Origin of the sequence: Brevibacillus brevis NBRC 100599 (assembly GCF_000010165.1) — a bacterium.
Lineage (GTDB): Bacteria > Bacillota > Bacilli > Brevibacillales > Brevibacillaceae > Brevibacillus > Brevibacillus brevis_D.
Genome location: NC_012491.1, coordinates 477947 through 496223, shown reverse-complemented (window position 1 = coordinate 496223; position 18277 = coordinate 477947). Strand labels below are relative to the sequence as shown.

General features: G+C 45.7%; 17 protein-coding genes. 4 read left to right on the top strand and 13 right to left on the bottom strand.

Annotation, left to right across the window (positions count from 1 at the left end; genetic code table 11):
• Positions 1 to 3: 3 nt before the first annotated feature.
• Positions 4 to 627, bottom strand: coding sequence for an ester cyclase (locus BBR47_RS02705; protein ID WP_012684228.1), 624 nt, complete (start codon positions 625 to 627; stop codon positions 4 to 6).
• 170 nt (positions 628 to 797) lie between these two features.
• Between BBR47_RS02705 and BBR47_RS02700 the strand changes: the two genes are divergently transcribed.
• Positions 798 to 1136, top strand: coding sequence for a winged helix-turn-helix transcriptional regulator (locus BBR47_RS02700; RefSeq protein ID WP_007721121.1), 339 nt, complete (start codon positions 798 to 800; stop codon positions 1134 to 1136).
• Positions 1137 to 1200: 64 nt separating this feature from the next.
• On the opposite strand, the gene pstB (BBR47_RS02695) is transcribed toward BBR47_RS02700, so the two are convergent.
• Positions 1201 to 1953, bottom strand: coding sequence for a phosphate ABC transporter ATP-binding protein PstB (gene pstB, locus BBR47_RS02695; protein WP_012684227.1), 753 nt, complete (start codon positions 1951 to 1953; stop codon positions 1201 to 1203).
• A 230-nt stretch (positions 1954 to 2183) separates the two neighbouring features.
• On the opposite strand from pstB (BBR47_RS02695), the gene BBR47_RS02690 reads away from it, so the two are divergent.
• Complete coding sequence (locus BBR47_RS02690) at positions 2184 to 4229, top strand: methyl-accepting chemotaxis protein (protein WP_012684226.1); 2046 nt, start codon at positions 2184 to 2186, stop codon at positions 4227 to 4229.
• 60 nt (positions 4230 to 4289) lie between these two features.
• Positions 4290 to 4673 carry a hypothetical protein gene (locus BBR47_RS02685; RefSeq protein WP_050763814.1) on the top strand — a complete coding sequence of 128 codons (384 nt, stop codon included), beginning with the start codon at positions 4290 to 4292 and terminating at the stop codon, positions 4671 to 4673.
• Positions 4674 to 4745: 72 nt separating this feature from the next.
• Here BBR47_RS02685 and pstB (BBR47_RS02680) read toward each other — a convergent pair whose 3' ends face one another.
• The 4 genes from pstB (BBR47_RS02680) to BBR47_RS02665 form a co-directional block, all read right to left on the bottom strand.
• On the bottom strand, positions 4746 to 5519 hold the full coding sequence (gene pstB / locus BBR47_RS02680) for a phosphate ABC transporter ATP-binding protein PstB (RefSeq protein ID WP_012684224.1): 774 nt from the start codon (positions 5517 to 5519) through the stop codon (positions 4746 to 4748).
• Between the two features lie 19 nt (positions 5520 to 5538).
• On the bottom strand, positions 5539 to 6429 hold the full coding sequence (gene pstA / locus BBR47_RS02675) for a phosphate ABC transporter permease PstA (RefSeq protein WP_012684223.1): 891 nt from the start codon (positions 6427 to 6429) through the stop codon (positions 5539 to 5541).
• Positions 6430 to 7377 carry a phosphate ABC transporter permease subunit PstC gene (gene pstC / locus BBR47_RS02670; RefSeq protein WP_012684222.1) on the bottom strand — a complete coding sequence of 316 codons (948 nt, stop codon included), beginning with the start codon at positions 7375 to 7377 and terminating at the stop codon, positions 6430 to 6432. It abuts the gene before it with no gap.
• Positions 7378 to 7466: 89 nt separating this feature from the next.
• The gene (locus tag BBR47_RS02665) at positions 7467 to 8402 is read right to left on the bottom strand and encodes a phosphate ABC transporter substrate-binding protein (RefSeq protein WP_012684221.1); all 936 of its coding nucleotides are present in this window, start codon (positions 8400 to 8402) and stop codon (positions 7467 to 7469) included.
• 185 nt (positions 8403 to 8587) lie between these two features.
• Here BBR47_RS02665 and BBR47_RS02660 point away from each other — a divergent pair, with 185 nt between their 5' ends.
• Entirely contained in the window at positions 8588 to 8791 is a 204-nt protein-coding gene (locus BBR47_RS02660) for a DUF378 domain-containing protein (RefSeq protein WP_012684220.1), read from the top strand.
• A 578-nt stretch (positions 8792 to 9369) separates the two neighbouring features.
• On the opposite strand, the gene BBR47_RS02655 is transcribed toward BBR47_RS02660, so the two are convergent.
• The 7 genes from BBR47_RS02655 to BBR47_RS02625 form a co-directional block, all read right to left on the bottom strand.
• Positions 9370 to 9918, bottom strand: coding sequence for a GerMN domain-containing protein (locus BBR47_RS02655; RefSeq protein WP_012684219.1), 549 nt, complete (start codon positions 9916 to 9918; stop codon positions 9370 to 9372).
• A 14-nt stretch (positions 9919 to 9932) separates the two neighbouring features.
• The gene (locus BBR47_RS02650) at positions 9933 to 11588 is read right to left on the bottom strand and encodes an N-acetylmuramoyl-L-alanine amidase family protein (protein WP_012684218.1); all 1656 of its coding nucleotides are present in this window, start codon (positions 11586 to 11588) and stop codon (positions 9933 to 9935) included.
• 172 nt (positions 11589 to 11760) lie between these two features.
• A complete protein-coding gene (locus BBR47_RS02645; protein WP_050763813.1) occupies positions 11761 to 12237 on the bottom strand; it encodes a hypothetical protein in 477 nt (158 codons plus the stop codon).
• 41 nt (positions 12238 to 12278) lie between these two features.
• The gene (locus BBR47_RS02640) at positions 12279 to 12536 is read right to left on the bottom strand and encodes a hypothetical protein (protein ID WP_007721136.1); all 258 of its coding nucleotides are present in this window, start codon (positions 12534 to 12536) and stop codon (positions 12279 to 12281) included.
• A 128-nt stretch (positions 12537 to 12664) separates the two neighbouring features.
• On the bottom strand, positions 12665 to 14260 hold the full coding sequence (locus BBR47_RS02635; protein WP_012684216.1) for a peptide ABC transporter substrate-binding protein: 1596 nt from the start codon (positions 14258 to 14260) through the stop codon (positions 12665 to 12667).
• A gap of 134 nt (positions 14261 to 14394) precedes the next feature.
• Positions 14395 to 16044, bottom strand: coding sequence for a peptide ABC transporter substrate-binding protein (locus BBR47_RS02630; RefSeq protein WP_012684215.1), 1650 nt, complete (start codon positions 16042 to 16044; stop codon positions 14395 to 14397).
• A gap of 423 nt (positions 16045 to 16467) precedes the next feature.
• The gene (locus BBR47_RS02625; protein WP_012684214.1) at positions 16468 to 18093 is read right to left on the bottom strand and encodes a peptide ABC transporter substrate-binding protein; all 1626 of its coding nucleotides are present in this window, start codon (positions 18091 to 18093) and stop codon (positions 16468 to 16470) included.
• Between the last annotated feature and the right edge of the window lie 184 nt (positions 18094 to 18277).

The following is an 18277-nucleotide window of genomic DNA, read 5'->3' as shown; positions in this document are numbered from 1 at the left end:
CGTTCAATTTTCCGCTAAAACGCCAATTTGTTGCATAAAAGTTAAATTGTCTTCCAGGTGCCAGTCTTCAACGAGCTTCCCATCCTGGATGCGTAAAACATCAATTGCCATAAATTGAATGGGCTTCCCGACCAGAGGTTTTCCCATAAACTCGCCTTTGCTCGTACCCGTAAAGGAAAGACGAGCTGTCACCTTGTCCCCCACTACCAGTAAATCCTCAACCTTGCATTGCAAGTCGGGAACTGCTTTACGGAAGTTGCGGGAAGCGAATAACAAGCCATCGGGGCCTTGTGGTCTTCCTTTCGGCAACGTGTTATCTATGAAACTTGGGGAAACGGTTTGTGCAATGAGCTCCTCATTCCCAGTGTTCCAGAATCCGTAGAAACGTTGTGCAGCCTGTACCATCTCGGTAGCTTTCGTTGAATCCAAAGAGGAATCAATCGTCATCGAAACGGGTTGTGGAAGATCCTTCAATAGTTGTACGTCTGTCTTGGCGGACAACACAGCCGTTTGTTTATCATAAGCAGACGTTTTCGAATCAGTAGCGCATGCTGTCGTGAACAGCATCGTCCCGAAGATGACAGCAATACCAGCTATCGAACTCATTTTTTTGGTAAGTGGAATCATGTCGTTCTAATCAGCTCCTTATTTAGAGGGGAAGTATCGGTTTACATTGCTATTGTAATGACACTAACTTCATTTATGGAAGTAGTGATATTTATTTCATATAGTTTCCGAAAAGATACTATTGCGCTATAATAGCCAAAAACCCTAATAATTTTTTGGAGGATATTCCGATGAACGTTCTTGAGCCAATCGAACTGAACAAAGGAACCCCAGGCCAACCTTGCCCCATTGCCAAGACGCTTGACGTAATCGGGACCAAATGGACCTTTTTAATCATTCGGGACCTGCTTATCGAAGGAACGCTGCGTTTCAGCGACCTGCTGAAATCCATGGATGGGATTAGTCCAAAAACACTGTCGCTCAGACTGAAGGAATTGGAGGAGCACGGCATATTGGAAAGGAAAGTGTTTCCAGAAGTCCCTCCCCGCGTGGAATATACGTTAACGGAGAAAGGGAAACGATTGGAAGGTATTTTCATTGAATTAAAGAGATTTGGGTTACATTTATAAACGTTTTTCAAATAAAAAAGAGCGGACCTCAAAAGTCCGCTCTCCTACCATCATGCTTATTGAATTATCCGAAACGTCCGGTAATGTAATCCTCTGTTCTTTTGTCACGAGGATTTTGGAAGATCGTCGGGGTACTGTCAAACTCGACTAGCTCGCCATTCAAGAAAAACGCAGTCTTATCGGAAATACGTGCCGCCTGCTGCATGTTGTGCGTCACGATTACAATCGTATAACGGTTCTTCAGCTCTTCCAACAGCTCTTCGATTTTGGCTGTCGAAATCGGGTCCAATGCAGAGGTTGGCTCATCCATCAAAATGATCTGTGGCTGAACAGCGAGTGCCCGTGCGATGCAAAGGCGTTGCTGCTGTCCACCGGAAAGCCCTGTTGCTGGCTTTTTCAGTACATCCTTCACTTCATCCCAAAGGGCTGCTGCCTTGAGGCTCGTCTCTACCAGCTCGTCCAGCTTGTTACGATCGTTCATGCCATGGAGTCTCGGCCCGTACGTGATGTTGTCATAGATGCTCTTCGGAAATGGATTCGGATGCTGAAACACCATGCCAATATTTTTGCGAAGTCGCTCAACTTCTACACGAGAGCTATAAATATCCTCGTCGAATACTTTTACAGTTCCCGTAATTTTGGTGTTCGGTACAGAGTCGTTCATTCGATTTAACGTCCGTAAAAATGTAGACTTACCGCAGCCTGATGGACCAATTAAGGCTGTAATGGAATCAGACTCTACATCCAGATTTATATGATAGAGGGCTTGCTTATTACCGTAGAAGAGATTCAACTCTCTCACCGAAATAACACTCATACGGTCTTCGCTCCTTCGTGGTTGTTACGTCCTTTTACTTCCCCACTATAGCGCACCATTGTTAGGTTTCCGTGTGGTGTTTATTAAGTTTCGATAAAGATTTCGTCTTAGGACTTTTTACATAGGTCATCTTACATTAATTTATGGTAAATCTTGTCGATAAAGCATATACGCTCCTCTAGGTACCCCCTACAATAAAGCTGAACGTTTTGATAAGGGGAGAACAATTAATGCCAGACATAAGAAAACCGTGGGGTCGCTCGTCGTTTCATTATCGTTCAATTTTCACCAGGCTGTTCGCAGGCATCATGGGAATGGTTGTCTGCATGATGGCAATTGCCGCTTTCTTCATCAGCTATCAATCCGAGGCCACACTCAATGAAAAAACAAAGCAGCAATTACACGAAGCATCAGGTGCAGCTCTACAGAAAGTACATAGCAGGGTCTATGACATCGTAACCGCCTTGCAATCATTTGCCTCCACTTATAAAAACAGCAAGATCACTAACAGTCAGATCTTTGGCATTTTTACTGATTTGTCCACCAGCAATCCTACGATTTCCGAATTACAGATCGTCACCACAGACGGAAAGTATTTGACCTTTCCGGGATCACCCCTCGACAGTTCCTACGATCCGCGAAAAATGGACTGGTATGAGGGAGCATTGAATCAACCACTGCAGGGGGTTTTTATCTCAGATGTCTTCCAGTTTTCCAAGACGGAGTTTCCCAAGATAGCCGTCTCACTCCCTTTGCGCAATGAAGACGAGGAGCCTGTAGGTGTCGTCGTGGCATTCGTCTCTGTTCCGAAGCTGAGCGAATCCATTGGCCAGATCAAACTAGGGGAAACTGGATATGCCATGATCGTTGATCAACAAGGCAAGCTGGTCGCTCATCCCGATCAATCCTATGCGTTGCAGCGCCCCCTACTTACTGAGCTTGCCATCGTACAAAACGTCATCGCCGGTCAATCTGGGTACGAGCCGAGCAGGATCAATGGGGTGGATTCTTTTGCCGCCTATCAATTTGCCCCTTCGCTAAAGTGGGGAGTGATCGTCGCACAGTCGGTATCCGAGGTAAAGCAAGAGGTCCGTCGCCTTCAGCTAACTATTTTGGCCGTCTCACTCGTCGGACTCGCTGCACTCGCCCTGATGCTGTATGTGTACGTTCGCCGAATCATCAAGCCGATTAAGGAAGCACAACAAAAAATGTCCGCCTTTAGCGAGGGCGATCTGCTGCAAACCATGCACGTACAAAGCAATGATGAAATTCGTCAGCTGGCTGACAGCTTCAATCGAATGAGTGAACAAATCCGGACGATCATCGGTAAAATCCAGTATGTCATCTCAGACGTCAAACAAGTAGCCGATCATGTAGGAAAAGGCTCCAGCCATTCTCACGCCATGCAGTCAGAAGTCGTATCCGTAACAGAGCGGCTTGCCCAAGAAATGGACAATCAGCAGGAGCAGATCGATGATATCCACGCCACGATGGCCGGCATTACACAAGAAATGTCTCGGATCACAGACTCCATGGAAAAAGCAATTGTACAAAGCCAGGAATCACGTCAGCAAAATGCAAAAGCAGCAACCTCCATCGATTTACTAAAAGAAAATATGCACAGTATCTCGGAAGATATGAAGGCATCTATGCATGCTATGTCCTCCATGAGAGAAAGCATGGGCGACATCAACGAAATGCTCGGTCTGATTTCCGCTATCTCCAAGCGAACCAAGCTTTTGTCCTTCAATGCTCGAATCGAAGCTTCCAGGGCTGGACAAGCTGGGATCGGCTTCAGTGTCGTAGCAGACGAAATTCGCTTGCTGTCCGACCAGACAGAAGAGGCATCTGCCCGTATTCAAAAGGTAATTGAATCAGGGGAAGAACGAATGGAGCATGTAGCCGCCTGCTTGCAAACAACCGATCATGCTACTGTAAATGGCATCCAAACCTTGCACCAGGCCGCTTCTATCTTCCACAATACCATCCAGCTCAGCGAAGCGTTGACTGCCCAATTTGAATCGATCAGAATGCTCACAGGAACAATCTCGACACAGAGCCTAGCCATTTCACAGCGGGTAGACAATCTGTCTGCCTCTGCACAACAAGTAGTATCAGGCACACAGCAAGCTGTAGCCGCCAATCAAGAAAGTCTATCCTTATCGGAGCAATTTCTCGATGACTCTCTGCGCCTGACAGAAATCGTAGAAGATCTCGAACAAACCATTAAATTTTTTCGAGCGGGAGAAACAACCCTTTCTTTGAAAAATTCATGATATCATAAAGTGAATGTGAACTCTTTACAAACCTATCCTGCGAAAGGGGATGTCTGGACCTTGGATAAGCGTTCCATTCACTTTTATGTTATTGCCTTTTTTGTACTGCTAGCAATGTCCCTCGTAACCTTTATCAAGGTCTTTGATCAAAGCCACTATCTGCGTTACTTGTTTGTGGCGATATTTTTTGTTGGCTTGATAGTCGGTTATGTTCGATACTTGATGAAGGTCAAAAGCGAGAACATGAAGCATCAAAGCAAATGGTACAGGTATGGATTTTTACTTGCTTTTGCCCTTATCTATATGGCTATCAAATATGGTGTAAAAGCTGTTGTAGGCTATGAAGCTTCCAGCGAAGACTACGGCACTGTCATCGCGTTCTTCTTCTTGGGTCTGTTTATTACCTACTATGGTTTTTATTCACGATATCTACGGAAAATCTGAAACCAATAGAACACGAAGCCCTCCTGCAAGCTGATTTGCTTGGGAGGGCTTCGTGTTCTTTTCTATTCTCACTTATCCAAAACGTCCGCTAATATAATCTTCGGTTTTTTCGCTTTCAGGCGATGTAAAGATTTTTCCTGTCTCATCCATCTCGATTAGCTCACCCATCAGGAAGAAGGCGGTTTTCTCAGAAATTCGCGCTGCCTGATGGAGGTTATGGGTAACGATCACGATCGTATATTCATCTTTTAGCTGCATGACCAGCTCTTCGATTTTCATGGTAGAGATCGGATCGAGTGCGGAAGCCGGTTCGTCCAACAGCAAAATGGTTGGCTGCATCGCAATTGCACGCGCGATACAAAGCCTTTGCTGCTGTCCACCAGAAAGGGAGAGCGCTGAGTCGCGAAGGCGATCCTTTACCTCATCCCAAAGCGCTGCTTTTTGCAGGCTCGACTCAACCAATTCGTCCAAATCACGTTTATTGGTCATCCCGTGGAAACGCGGTGCAAATGCGATGTTTTCATAGATCGATTTAAAAAATGGATTCGCTCGTTGAAACACCATTCCTACCACTTGGCGCAGGCTCTCGATGTTTACTTGCGAGCTGTTAATGTCGATACCATCAACAATAATGGAACCCTCTACCCGACAAGAAGGAACCAGATCATTCATCCGGTTCAAGCTCCGCAGAAGCGTCGATTTCCCGCATCCGGATGGGCCGATAAAGGCTGTCACGGAGTTTTTTTCAATATCCATGGATATATTTTTTACGGCGTGCTTCTCCCCGTAGTATACATTCACGTTATTCGTCTGAATGATCGTTTCTTGCATGGTCAGTACGGACATGGCTGCCACCTACCTCTTCTTAGTTTGATCCTGACGTCATCTTTTTGTAAACCCAATTCCCGAACCAACGAGCGGAAAGGTTAAAGAGCAAGACGGCAATAATCAGAACAGCAGCCGCGCCATCTGCGACATCACGTGCATCCGGTGTCAGCCCCTCGCTGTTTACCTTCCAAATATGAACGGCCAGGGTCTCGGCAGGACGGAACGGATTCAGAGGTGATGTTGTACTGTTCATCGAGAAGTCGGTGAAATCCAGATTCGGTGAAGACATCCCTGCTGTAAACAGCAAAGCAGCCGCTTCCCCAAATACACGGCCAGAAGCCAGAATGGCCCCCGTAAGGATACCTGGGAGTGCTGCTGGAAGGATGACAGACACGATGGTACGCCATTTGGTAATACCAAGCGCGAGACTCGCTTCCTTTTGACTGCGTGGTACATTGCGCAGTGCATCCTCTGTTACACGAACCAAGAGCGGCAGGTTAAATACCGTCAGCGCAAGCGCCCCACCAAACAGGGTATAGCCCCAGCCTGTCATATTTACGAACACGAGCAATCCAAACAAACCAACTACGATAGACGGAAGGGAAGACAAAACTTCTATACTCATGCGGATAAACTGTGTAATCTTGTTATCCGGCGCATATTCAGCCATATAAATGCCTGCTCCGATACCGAGCGGCAACGCGATCAGCATAGTTAGGACCAGCAAGTACAACGAGTTGAAAAGCTGTGGTCCAATCCCGCCACCCGCATTGACAATATCCGGCGGAGAGGTCAAAAAGTCAAGATTCAGCTTATGCCAGCCTTGTGAGAGAATGAAGCCCAATAATCCCACCAAGGTACCGATAATCAGTACGGCAATCAGTGTCAAAACAACAGTAGCAGCGCGGTCCATCAGTCTCGCTTTCATCTATTTTGCCAACCTCTTTCTGCCCAACAGGCGCAAAATCACGATAAAGATGAAAGACATCGCCAAGAGCAGCAAAGCCATTGACCAGAGAGCATTGTTATACGGAGTTCCTTGAATCGTGTTCCCCATGTTCAATGTAATACCGCTAGTGAGCGTACTGATTGGTTCGAACAAACCGCTTGGCAGCTTCGTTGTGTTACCGATAACCATCTGCACAGCCAAAGCTTCTCCAAAGGCGCGAGACATTCCCAAAACAATGGCCGTCAAACAGCCAGGAAGTGCGGAATGCAACACGACATTCCAAATCGTTTGCCAACGAGTAGCACCCAGTGCGAGCGAAGCATTGCGCAAATCTTGCGGAACTGCCTCAATTGCATCTGCTGCCACACTCGTAATGGTTGGCAAAATCATCAGGGCAAGAACTAGTCCCCCTGCCAATAAGCTGAAGCCAAGAACATCAAATTGTTCGCGAATAAAAGGAACAAGCAAAGTTAGTCCAACATAACCGTAAACGACCGATGGAATACCAACCAACAGCTCGATAACTGGCTTCAATACTTTTTTCCCGAAGCCAGGAAAGATCTCTGTCATAAAAATAGCGGCGCCGATTCCGAGTGGCGCGGCAATCAAAGCAGCCAGTGCCGTTACGAAAAACGAACCAAGGATAAAGGGCAACACACCATACGAGGATGGCTCACCCTCTGGGTCCCATTTAACATGGGTTAAAAATTCTTTGAAGCTTACTCCATCGACAAAGAACGTCGATAGCCCTTTTGATGCAATAAAATAGGTAATCGATAAAACTACAATAACGAGCAAACCCGCACAAATCATCGCGATGGTTCTGCCGGTAATATTCTCTGTTTTTTGACGCTTGTTCGTTGTCAGCATTTTTTGCGCAATCATCGATTTACGCTCTGTATTTATCCCTTCAGTACGATGGCTCATGTTCTCCCTCCTGGAAAGAAAACGACTGTACGCAAGCAAAATGAGGGGAAGGCCCCCCTACCCCTCTATTTTGCTGTTGGCGATAATGCTTATTTTTGAGTTACTTTGCCTTCTGCATCACGTTCCACTTTCATGTCTGTGATTGGCAAGAAGCCCAGTTCTGTAACAGTTTTCTTTTGTACTTCGTCAGTCAGGATGAAGTCGAGGAATGCTTTTGCATCGCCAGTTGCTTCACCTTTGGTGTACATATGCTCGTACGCCCATACTGGATATTTGTTCGTTACAATGTTTTCTGCGTTTGCTTCCACGCCATCCAATTTCAGCGCTTTTACAGTGTCATTGAAGTAGGACAGTGCCAAGTAACCAATTGCACCTGGTGTTTCTGCAATGATTTTGCGAACAGTACCGGAGGAATCCTCTGTGATACCTTCTGCTTCTTCTTTGCCATCCAACGCGAATTTGCTGAATGTCGCGCGAGTTCCGGAAGATTTCGGACGGTTAACCAGCGTGATCTTCATATCATCGCCGCCAACTTCTTTCCAGTTTGTGATTTTTCCAGTGAAGATGTCGATCAATTGTTGCTTGGTCAAGTTGTCCACTTTTACTTTTGGGCTTACCGCTGCTGCCATTCCGACAACCGATACTTTGTGGTCTACCAGTTCGTTTGCTGGAATGCCTTTTTTCTCTTCTGCAAAAATATCGGAGTTACCAATCGTTGCTGCACCACTTGCTACTTGGCTCAAGCCCGTGCCGCTTCCTCCGCCTTGTACTTGGATTTGTGCGCCTGCATTTTTTGCCATAAAGTCTTTGGCCGCTTGCTCGACCAGAGGTTGTAAAGCGGTAGAACCCACTGCTGTGACAGGTTCACCGGAAGTTTTTGTTGTCGAACCAGAGTTGCTTTGCTCCTGAGCTGGTTTTTGCGCCGGTGCTGGTGTCTGTGTCTGCGCAGTGTTGCCGCTTCCGCACCCCGCGAGTAATGCCCCTACACATGTCAGCGCAATAAACATTTTGCTGAGTTTTTTCATTGGATGAAAATCCTCCTTAAAAGGTTCGGTTTGTTTTTTTCTCTCTTACAAGTACAAACTATACAGCGGGAATGTTGTCGTATTATGTTGTGAATGTAAAGCTTTCTTAAAGATCCCGGGATTCCTGTTGTAAAACGGCGCAAACATGGGAATAATGTCCCTATTCTTTTGGTGGGGGTGTCCATGTGGAACGTTTGGCCTTGCTTTTTGTGATCATCGGAGCCCTGAACTGGGGGTTAATCGGGTTATTTCAATTCGATTTAGTCGCAAGCTTGTTTGGTGGAGCGGAGTCTATCGTAAGTCGAATCGTGTATACGTTGGTAGGCTTGTTTGGGGTGTATGCCATCAAGTTTCTATTCACGGATCGGGAAGAAACACCGACAAGATAAGAAAACTATGTCCGGGTGTTGGTGGGGTGGGGAGGAAACAGGAGAAAACGCTCAGCTTCTTGTCCCACCCGCTGAGGGATTCACTGCCCGCCTCCATGCAAAAAGCGAAACCGCGTCCAAAGTGGTATCTTCAGGATGTGTCTCAGAGGTGGACGCTTAAGAACGTGTTTCGCTTTTTGCATTCCGTCTTGGTCGGTGTACCAAAGATCTTCGCTTTTTTCTCCTGTTTCCTCTACGAGCTTTCCGTGTTATTACGATTTTAAAAGCCTTAAAAGATTGAAGAATGTACTCGGTCACGACAGAGAAGAATATTTCCAGACGTAGCGACTTGTGGAGTCCTACCGAGCGGAGAAGCGATTAGCGGGCAAAAGAAACGCAACATGCCCATGCGACGAAGCGGCTACCACTTTTGCGTTTCCCCGCTAATTGCTTCGGAGCGGACAGTCTCAACCTCCAGCAGGACGGAGCCTGGAGCCTAGACTGGAAATATTCTTCTCTTCACAACAGCCTCTGTAATCTTAACCACAAAAAAGACGGCACATCCTGATAAACAGGGTGTGCCGCCTTTATGGTGATGATCAATTATCTCGTTTCAGTGGCTCGGAGAGATCTACGTGCCCCATCAGCGTTTCTACTTTCTTGCCATCCTCCAAGAAGACAATCTCCTTTACTTCCGAGAATTGAAAGAAAGTATTCTTCAACGCATCCAAAGCCATTGTCTCGCCACTTGAACCCATGTTGAACTTATTTTTGCTATCTGCATCAATCGTCAGGGTGCCTTTATCGATTGTAATGGAATGGTACTTAAAGTCTCTCCACAGTGGAACGTGCACGTCTGGCTTTACAGGCGTCTCCAGCAGGGCAAGTGTCTTTTTGTACTTCTCGATATCTTCTGCAAACGTGATCTCTTGCTCTTCTTTTTGCAGCTCCATCACATTATTATCCGAATAGTAAACGGTGACCATTTGCTTTTTCAGAGTCGGCTCTGTTGTCGATGGATCAGTGTTTGAACCAGATGGCTGTTCTACTGGTGTGGTTGGCTGTGGTGTTTCTGTCGCGTTTTGCCCACATCCGGCCAAAAGCAGCATCACTAACGCTGCCATCCAGATCACTCGACTTTTTTTCATCGTGTAAAGCCCCCTTACTGATAAGACTCGTAGTATTCACGAATAGCCGCAACAATGGCTTTCGCGATTTTATCTTGGAATGCCGGATTCGTCAGCTGCGCGTTCTCCTGTGGATTGGAGAGGAAGCCTGTTTCGGTCAATACAGCAGGCATTTTCGTGTTTTTGATCACATAAAAGCCGCTCTTCTTGAAGCCTCGATCCGGGAACTGCGTTGCCCCACGTAAATATTTATGTACCAATTGGGCAAAGTCTTTACTGTTTTCATTATAATAGAAAGTTTCTGTTCCTGCAGCCGTCGGTTTCTCGAATGCGTTGGCGTGAATAGACAAGAACAAGTCGGCATCTAACTCATTGGCAACAGCGACACGCTCTGACAGTTCATAAAACACATCTGTTGTGCGGACAGGAACGACTTGAAACTCTGGGTATTGCTTCAGCAAAGCCACAATCTTATTGGAGACAGCCAAGTTGTAATCTTTTTCATTGTTGCCAGCGGAGCCCTTCGTACCAGGGTCTTTTCCTCCATGACCGGCATCAACGACGATCAGGTAGCCTGTTTTCTTCGGTTTTGGGGCCAATTTTACTTCGATACCATCTTTCGTGTAAGCCAGCTCATACGTGCTCTTTTGGTTCAGCTCAATAACGACGCGAACTGTGTCAGGAGACGCACTGTATTGGCTGTAACGCAGGTTAGTGATGAGAGGCTCTTCTGTTGCTTGTTCTGCCTGATTCAGTCCGTCAGAATCTGAATCTGTGCCTTGGTCTTCATCAGCAGCGGAGGCCGTTTCCTCGGATTCGCCTACGCTATCATTTTTCTCGTCTTGACGCTTCAGATCATCGATTAAATCATCATCCAATGCGGTTTGTGGGAGATCCAAGACGATCCGGTGTGGTCCTGTCATCACAAAGGACTGCGGAATAACAGGTATGGTCGTTTCAATACGAACACGGTCGCCGTTCTCAGATACACCTTTCAAAATATTGAGGCGATCGATCTCAACCTGACTATTTTTCTTGTCCCACGTAAATGACCCTCCAAGCTCGTCCTCCAATTGACGTAATGGGAGGACCAACTGATCATCAATCGTCATCCCGCGCTCAGGTCTTTTCCACGTAAAGCCTTTTTGTCCCACTTGCTCAGCTACGGCCTGTGCGGACGCGTACATCGTGTCTTCCACTTGATACAGCTTGATCGGCTGGGTTGGTACCTTGCCATTCAGCTTGACCTGCGGTGTTTCGTTCGCAATGACAGTACGCTTGCTGTTGTCCCACCCGACTGTAACACCAAGTGACTCCCCGACAAAACGCAGTGGCAACAGCATACGCTTTTGTGAAATAACAGGCGGCGTATCAAGCTTCACTTGTTTGCCGTTCAACACTGCTGTACGGGAGTCAAGTGTAAGGGAGAGCTGCTGTGTGCCTTTGGTAATGACAGCTGTTCGAGTAGCCTCTTTCCAATCCACATTTGCACCTAGCCCTTCGGCGATGACACGAACGGGTACCAACGTGCGCCCATTCTTGATGACTGGCGGCACTTCAGCATTTACTGCTTGTCCACCAATCACGAGATTGACAGCTTCCTCTGAGGCACTGCTTGCTGCAACCGCCCAACCGGGGATTAGCAGCAGGACCAGCAATGCAAAAAGCAGAGGGTAAAATCGTCTCTTCATCCTGACCTCCTCCGTGATGTCTGTATTCTTCGTTATGTGGCGTCAGCCAATGTGCAACGTTCACCATTCTATTAGACGCTGGATGATCTGTAAAGTTTATAGTCTTTTGGTACCAAAATGAAAAGACCGCCTCCGCAAGCCCCGCGAGACAGTCTTTGTAACTGAGCATTTGTTACCGAAAAAATCCCCTTCTCTCTTGCCTACTTACTTGTTGAACCGGTTTTTTTATCATGTTCAAGCCCCCGTTAGCAAGAAATTGCTGGATCAGCGATATCACAGCTGGATTCGATAGTACCTTAATGGAGTCGGCTACCTTGGGGTTTTTCAATTGGGGAATAGCGTCGCCTAGATGCGGTAAAAGCGGCAGTAAATCTTCGATAGAAATGGCAGGCTTTTGTGGTGGGGGTACAGCTTCCACTTGGGCGGTATTCCGTCGTCCTCCAAACAGCAGACTTCGCCGTTCTCCTGTACCTTTTGGAGGTGCCTGTTTGAGACGCCCCAGTGTATTTTTCATATCCTGTAGCTCCTGGCGCACCTGACTCATTTCTTTCATCATTTGGGCATTGTTTGCATGCTGCGCATCCGCAAGTTTGTTGATCGATTCTAGCAAAGGGTTCTTGGGGACAGCCTGCTTCTTTTTCGCTTTCATTTTCTCAACGATAATCCCACCTCCCTCCTCACTCTCCCCCCTTATCTAAAACGTTTTTTTATATTTTCCAAATCCTTTGCAGTGACACCTTTTTTCGAAAGCTTATTCAACAAACTTCCGACATTTTCTGTTTTCTGCATCTGACGAAACTGCGCAGCATAACTGTTAACCTCTTGCTCGGTCAATTTTTTCCCTGACTTTCTGGCCATTTCACGAATGACTTCTTTAATTCCGGCATCTGTCCTCAGCTTTTCCTTAGGAATGGATTTCACAATGTTGAGCAAAGACCCAATATCCATCAGTATCCCCCCTAATTGCAGTTAGTTCCTTTTTACTCTATGTAGCCAAGGACGTAATGGATTGGTCATTTGTCCATGAGACAGAAAAAAAGAAGAGGGCACGAAAATAGCCCTCTTCTCCTGCATTTTTATTTTTTGGTAAGATCCGCATATTTGAAATCAATATCACCCAGTCCATCGATTACGACATCCTTCAGATTCTCGTTTTGCACCCAAGAGTTCACGTAGAAGTAGATTGGCATAATTGGCATTTCATCCATCAGGATTTGCTCAGCCTCCATGAGAATTGCTTTGCGCTTCGCTGGGTCTTGCTCCAGAGCGGATTGGTTCAGGAGCTCCTTGTACTTTGGATTTTCCCAACGTGTATCGTTGTTTCCGCCGTCTTTTTCCTGGAACATTTCCAAGAAGTTGATGGGATCATTGAAGTCACCCAGCCAGCCTCCACGAGCGATTTGATAATTACCTTGGTGTACGTCATCTAAGTATACTTTCCACTCTGAATTTTTGAGCTTGATATCTACGCCGAGGTTTTTCTTCCATTGAGCCTGTATTTCTTTTGCGATCTTTTTATGACCTTCGGATGTGTTGTAGCTGAGTGTAATTGGCGGGAGTTTGGAGATACCCTCTTCCTTCATACCTTCTACCAGTAATTTCTTTGCAACTTCAAGATCACTGTCTTTGAAGTAACCGTCTTTGTTCAACGCCATGCTCGGTGGTACATAGCCTGTTGCCGGTACTTGACCTGCTTGCAGGATATCGGCGGTGATACTTTCACGATTAATTGCATAGGCGAACGCCTTACGAATTTTTGCGTTGGTAAACGGTGCTTGCTCTGTATTGAAACGATAAAAGTAGGCACCGGCGATTGGCTGTGTCTTCAGGATGCCAGCTTCCCTCAAAACCGGAAGTGCGTCCATTGGCAGCCCGGACGTTGGAGCACCCGCCCAATCGATTTCGTCGTTATCAAACATGGCCAATTCCGTATTCTCATCCTCTACCATGGTGAATTCGATCTTATCCAATTTTACATTGGCTTTATCCCAATACTTCTCGTTTTTTACAACAGACAGCTTGCTCTTGTGTTCCCATGTTTCCATTTTGAATGGCCCGTTGCTAACAACCGTCTTTGCCTCGTCAGCCCATTTTCTGTTGCCTTCGACTACCTTCTTGTTCACCGGGAAGTATGTTTTGAAAGCAACCAGCTCCGGGAAAAATGGTGTCGGGTTTGTCAGCTCCACTTCCAGCGTCTTATCGTCAATTGCCTTTACACCAACGTCTCCTGCTTTACCGATCCCTTTGTTGAAGTCTTCAGCACCTGTCACATAATACAATTGGTAGGCGTAGTTGGAAGCTATCTTTGGATCGAGCACGCGTTTCCAAGCATATTCGAAATCATGTGCCGTTACTGGGTCGCCGTTGCTCCATTTTGCTTCACGAATCTTAAATGTATAAGTCTTCCCATCCTTAGAAACGGTATAGCTCTCTGCCGCCGCCGGGTGCACCTCTCCGTCTTTTCCGAGACGTGTCAGACCTTCGAATATAGCCGTGATGATCGTACCAGAGGTAGTATCCTCCGCAATTCCTGGGTCTGCTGTAGGCGGCTCCGATTGCAGATTCATCCTTAATACCTTCGGCTCAGCAGCTTGGACAGCGCCTTCGTACCCTGTCATCATTCCGCCGAAAACGAGGGCCGAACTCAATACCACAAAAACACTCTTCTTCATCATATACCCTCCAATAAACTCTGATAGAATCTTCCAAAAATAGTATACAATAAAAAGTAAAAATTTGGATATTAAATAGATAAAAAAAGAAGAAAGGCGAGTATAGCACCTCTCTTCTTTTACATGCACAGCTATTATTTCTTTTCTACGAAATCTGCGTATTTGTAGTCTACAGCACCCAGACCATCGATGATAACATCTTGTACTCTGTCGTCCTTAACCCAAGATTGAGTATAGAAGTAGATTGGCATAATCGGCATTTCATCCATCAGGATTTGCTCTGCCTGAGCCAGGATTGCTTTACGTTTTTCTGGGTCTTGCTCCAGAGCGGATTGGTTCAGGAGTTCTTTGTACTTCGGATTTTCCCAACGAGTATCGTTGTTTCCGCCGTCTTTTTCCTTGAACATTTCCAAGAAGTTGATTGGATCGTTGAAGTCACCCAACCAGCCTGCACGAGCCACTTGGTATTTACCTTGGTGTACATCATCCAGGTATACTTTCCACTCTTTGTTCTCGAGCTTCACGTCTACGCCGAGGTTTTTCTTCCATTGGTCTTGGATTGCCTCAGCAATCTTTTTGTGACCTTCGGAAGTGTTGAAGGAAAGAGTAAGTGCCGGGAATTTGGTGAGGCCCTCTTCTTTCATACCTTCCTCGAGCATTTTCTTCGCTGCTTCGATGTCGTTATCCTTGTAGAAGCCGTCTTTGGTCAGCGCCATGCTTGGTGGTACATAGCCTGTTGCAGGCAATTGACCAGCTTGCAGGATGTTGTCGATCAGGCTTTGACGATCGATTGCGTACGTAAAAGCTTTACGGATTTTTGCATTGTTAAACGGTGGTTTTTCTGTGTTGAAACGGTAGAAGTAAGTACCCGCGATTGGCTGTGTTGTCATTTTGCCGGAATCTTTCAAAGCCGGAATCGCGTCAGTTGGTAGTGCAGAAGTTGGAGATCCCGCCCAGTGCAGTTCACCGTTTTCAAACATGGACAGCTCTGTATTCTCATCTTCTACCATGGAGAATTCGATTTTGTCCAATTTTACGTTGTCTTTATCCCAATAGTTATCGTTTTTGGAAACGACGAGCTTGCTCTTGTGCTCCCAAGAATCCATTTTGAATGGACCGTTACCAACAACTGTTTTCGCATCGGTAGCCCATTTCTCGTTGCCATCCACTACTTTTGGATTAACTGGGAAGTATGTTTTGAATGCAACCAGCTCCAGGAAGAATGGAGTTGGGTTCGCCAATTCTACTTCGAGTGTTTTATCGTCAATTGCTTTTACGCCAACGTCTTCTACTTTACCTTTGCCCTTGTTGTAGGCTTCTGCGCCCTTCACATAGTACAGTTGGTATGCATAGTTGGAAGCTGTTTTTGGATTAAGAGCGCGTTTCCAAGCATATTCGAAATCTTTTGCGGATACTGGATCGCCATTGCTCCATTTGTTATCACGAATTTTGAATGTATATTTTTTACCGTCTTCAGAAACAGTGTAGCTCTCTGCTGCTGCTGGATTGTATTTACCGTCTTTACCAACGCGAGTCAGACCTTCGAAGGTAGCAGTAATGATGGTGCTGGAAGTTGTATCTTCCGCGATACCTGGGTCAGCTGTTGGTGGCTCGGAGTGCAGGTTCAGTTTCAGTACTTTAGAGCCAGCTGGTGCAGAATTTTCTGTCTTTGCTCCGGAAGCGTTGTTATCTGCCGGTGCCGCCTGGTTTCCGCCACCGCATCCTGCGAGTGCCGCGCCAAGAACGAGGATAGAACTCATTGCCACGAAAACATTCTTTTTCATACAAGTAATCCCCCTTTTCTAAATCTTTTATCAATATACATGGTTTTATATATTTTTTAAATATGTTTTAGAATGATTTAATAAATTTTTATTTATTTATAAAGAGAATTAATGAATTATAAAACAAATTGATCGGTAAATAAAATTTCCAGAACATCCCTCTTTCGATATCTCTAAGAAAAACCGCATAAAATCAAGCTTTTTCAGAGTTGAGGATTCACCCCTCATTTATTTACATATTTTTTCGTTCACCCAATTTTATCCACATTCAGTAAAATGGCAATAGTAATTTAATTTATAATTTTATAATTCCTACTATCACCTTCAATCCTCTGCTCCATTGTTCTCTCTTAAAATGGTTTGCAAAAAAAAGAAGAGTGCCGTAGCACCCTTCTTTTATTACAACAAGCTATGCGCTTTTTCTTACTGAATGTCTGCCCATTTCCAGTCTGCGAAACCGAGACCGTCGAGTACTACACCTTTTACTTTGTCTTTTTTCACATAAGAATGTGTGTAGTAGTAGATTGGAGCTGCTGGCATTTCGTCCATGAAAATAGCTTCTGCTTGTGCCAGGATTTGTTTGCGTTTTTCTGGGTCCTTTTCCAGAGCAGATTGGTTTAGCAGCTCTTTGTACTTCGGATTTTCCCATTTCGTGTCGTTGTTGCCGCCATCTTTGTCCTTGAACAGGTCCAAGAACGTGTATGGATCGTTGTAGTCACCAGTCCAGCTGGAACGTGCGATTTGGAATTTACCTTGGTTCACATCTTCCAAGAATACTTTCCATTCCTTGTTCTCCAGCTTAATGTCTACGCCGAGAGCTTTTTTCCATTGGTCTTGGATAGCTTCAGCAATTTTCTTGTGACCTTCAGACGTGTTGAAGGAAAGAGTCAGGGTAGGCATTTTGGTAATGCCTTCTTCTTTCATACCTTCTTCCAGCATCTTTTTCGCTGCTTCTACATCGCCGTCTTTGAAGTAAGGGCTTGTTGCCACTGCCATTGTTGGCGGGATCAGACCCATAGCTGGCTCTTGGTTTGCTTGCGTGATGTTGTCGATGATCGATTTACGATCGATAGCATAAGCAAACGCCTTACGGATTTTCGCGTTGTTGAACGGCGGAACTTCCGTATTGAATTTGTACAAGTACGTACCCGCGATCGGGCGTGTTTGCATTTGACCGGATTCTTTCAATGCAGGAATCGCATCGGTAGGAAGTGAGCTCAGAGGCGCTCCGGACCAATCCAAATCGTCATTGTCGAACATGGACAGCTCTGTATTTGCATCTTCAACCATGGAGAAGTTGAGCTTGTCGAGTTTTACAGCGTCTTTATCCCAGTAAGTATCGCTCTTCACGAGAACCAATTTGCTCTTATGTTCCCATGTTTCCATTTTGAATGGACCGTTACCCACGTGAGTTTTTGCTTCGCCTGCCCATTTATCGCTGCCTTCTACTACTTTTTGGTTAACTGGGTAGTACGTATAGAACGCAGTCAGCTCCAAGAAGAATGGTGTTGGGTTCTTCAAAGTCACGACGAGTGTTTTATCGTCTTTCGCTTTTACGCCAACATCATCAGCTTTTGCTTTACCCTTGTTGTATTCTTCTGCATTTTTCAGGTAATACAATTGGTAGGAGTAGTTAGCTGCTGTCTTCGGATTGAGCGCTCGCTTCCAAGCGTATTCAAAATCCTTTGCAGTAACTGGCTCTCCATTGCTCCATTTGCTGTCACGCAGGGTGAATGTATAAGTAAGGCCATCTTCGGATACGTCAATTTTTTCTGCTACAGATGGATGTGGTTTGCCATCTTCGCCAATACGAGTGAGACCATCAAATGTTGCACGCAGAACCGCACTGGAAGTAGAATCCTCAGCCAATGCAGGGTCAGCAGTTGGTGGCTCGGACATCATGTTCATTCTCAATTCTTTAGGACCGCTTGTTTGCTCCTTAGAAGCACCGCCTTGCTCGCCTGCTTTCTCACCACCGCCGCCACAACCAGCCAGCGCTGCACTAAGAACCAGGATAGAACTCATTGCTGCAAAAACGCTTTTTTTCATGGTGTTGACCCCCTCTTTTTCTATCGGTAAAGATTCCTTGAAAGCTACTCCACAAATATACTGCATTTTTAGTAATATTGAAGACATTTTAAGTAAAATTAATTATGTTTTATTCAAACATCAAATTCTATTAAAGGAAATAAAATTGGTAGTTTCATCATGATGAAGTATGCCTCGTACATAA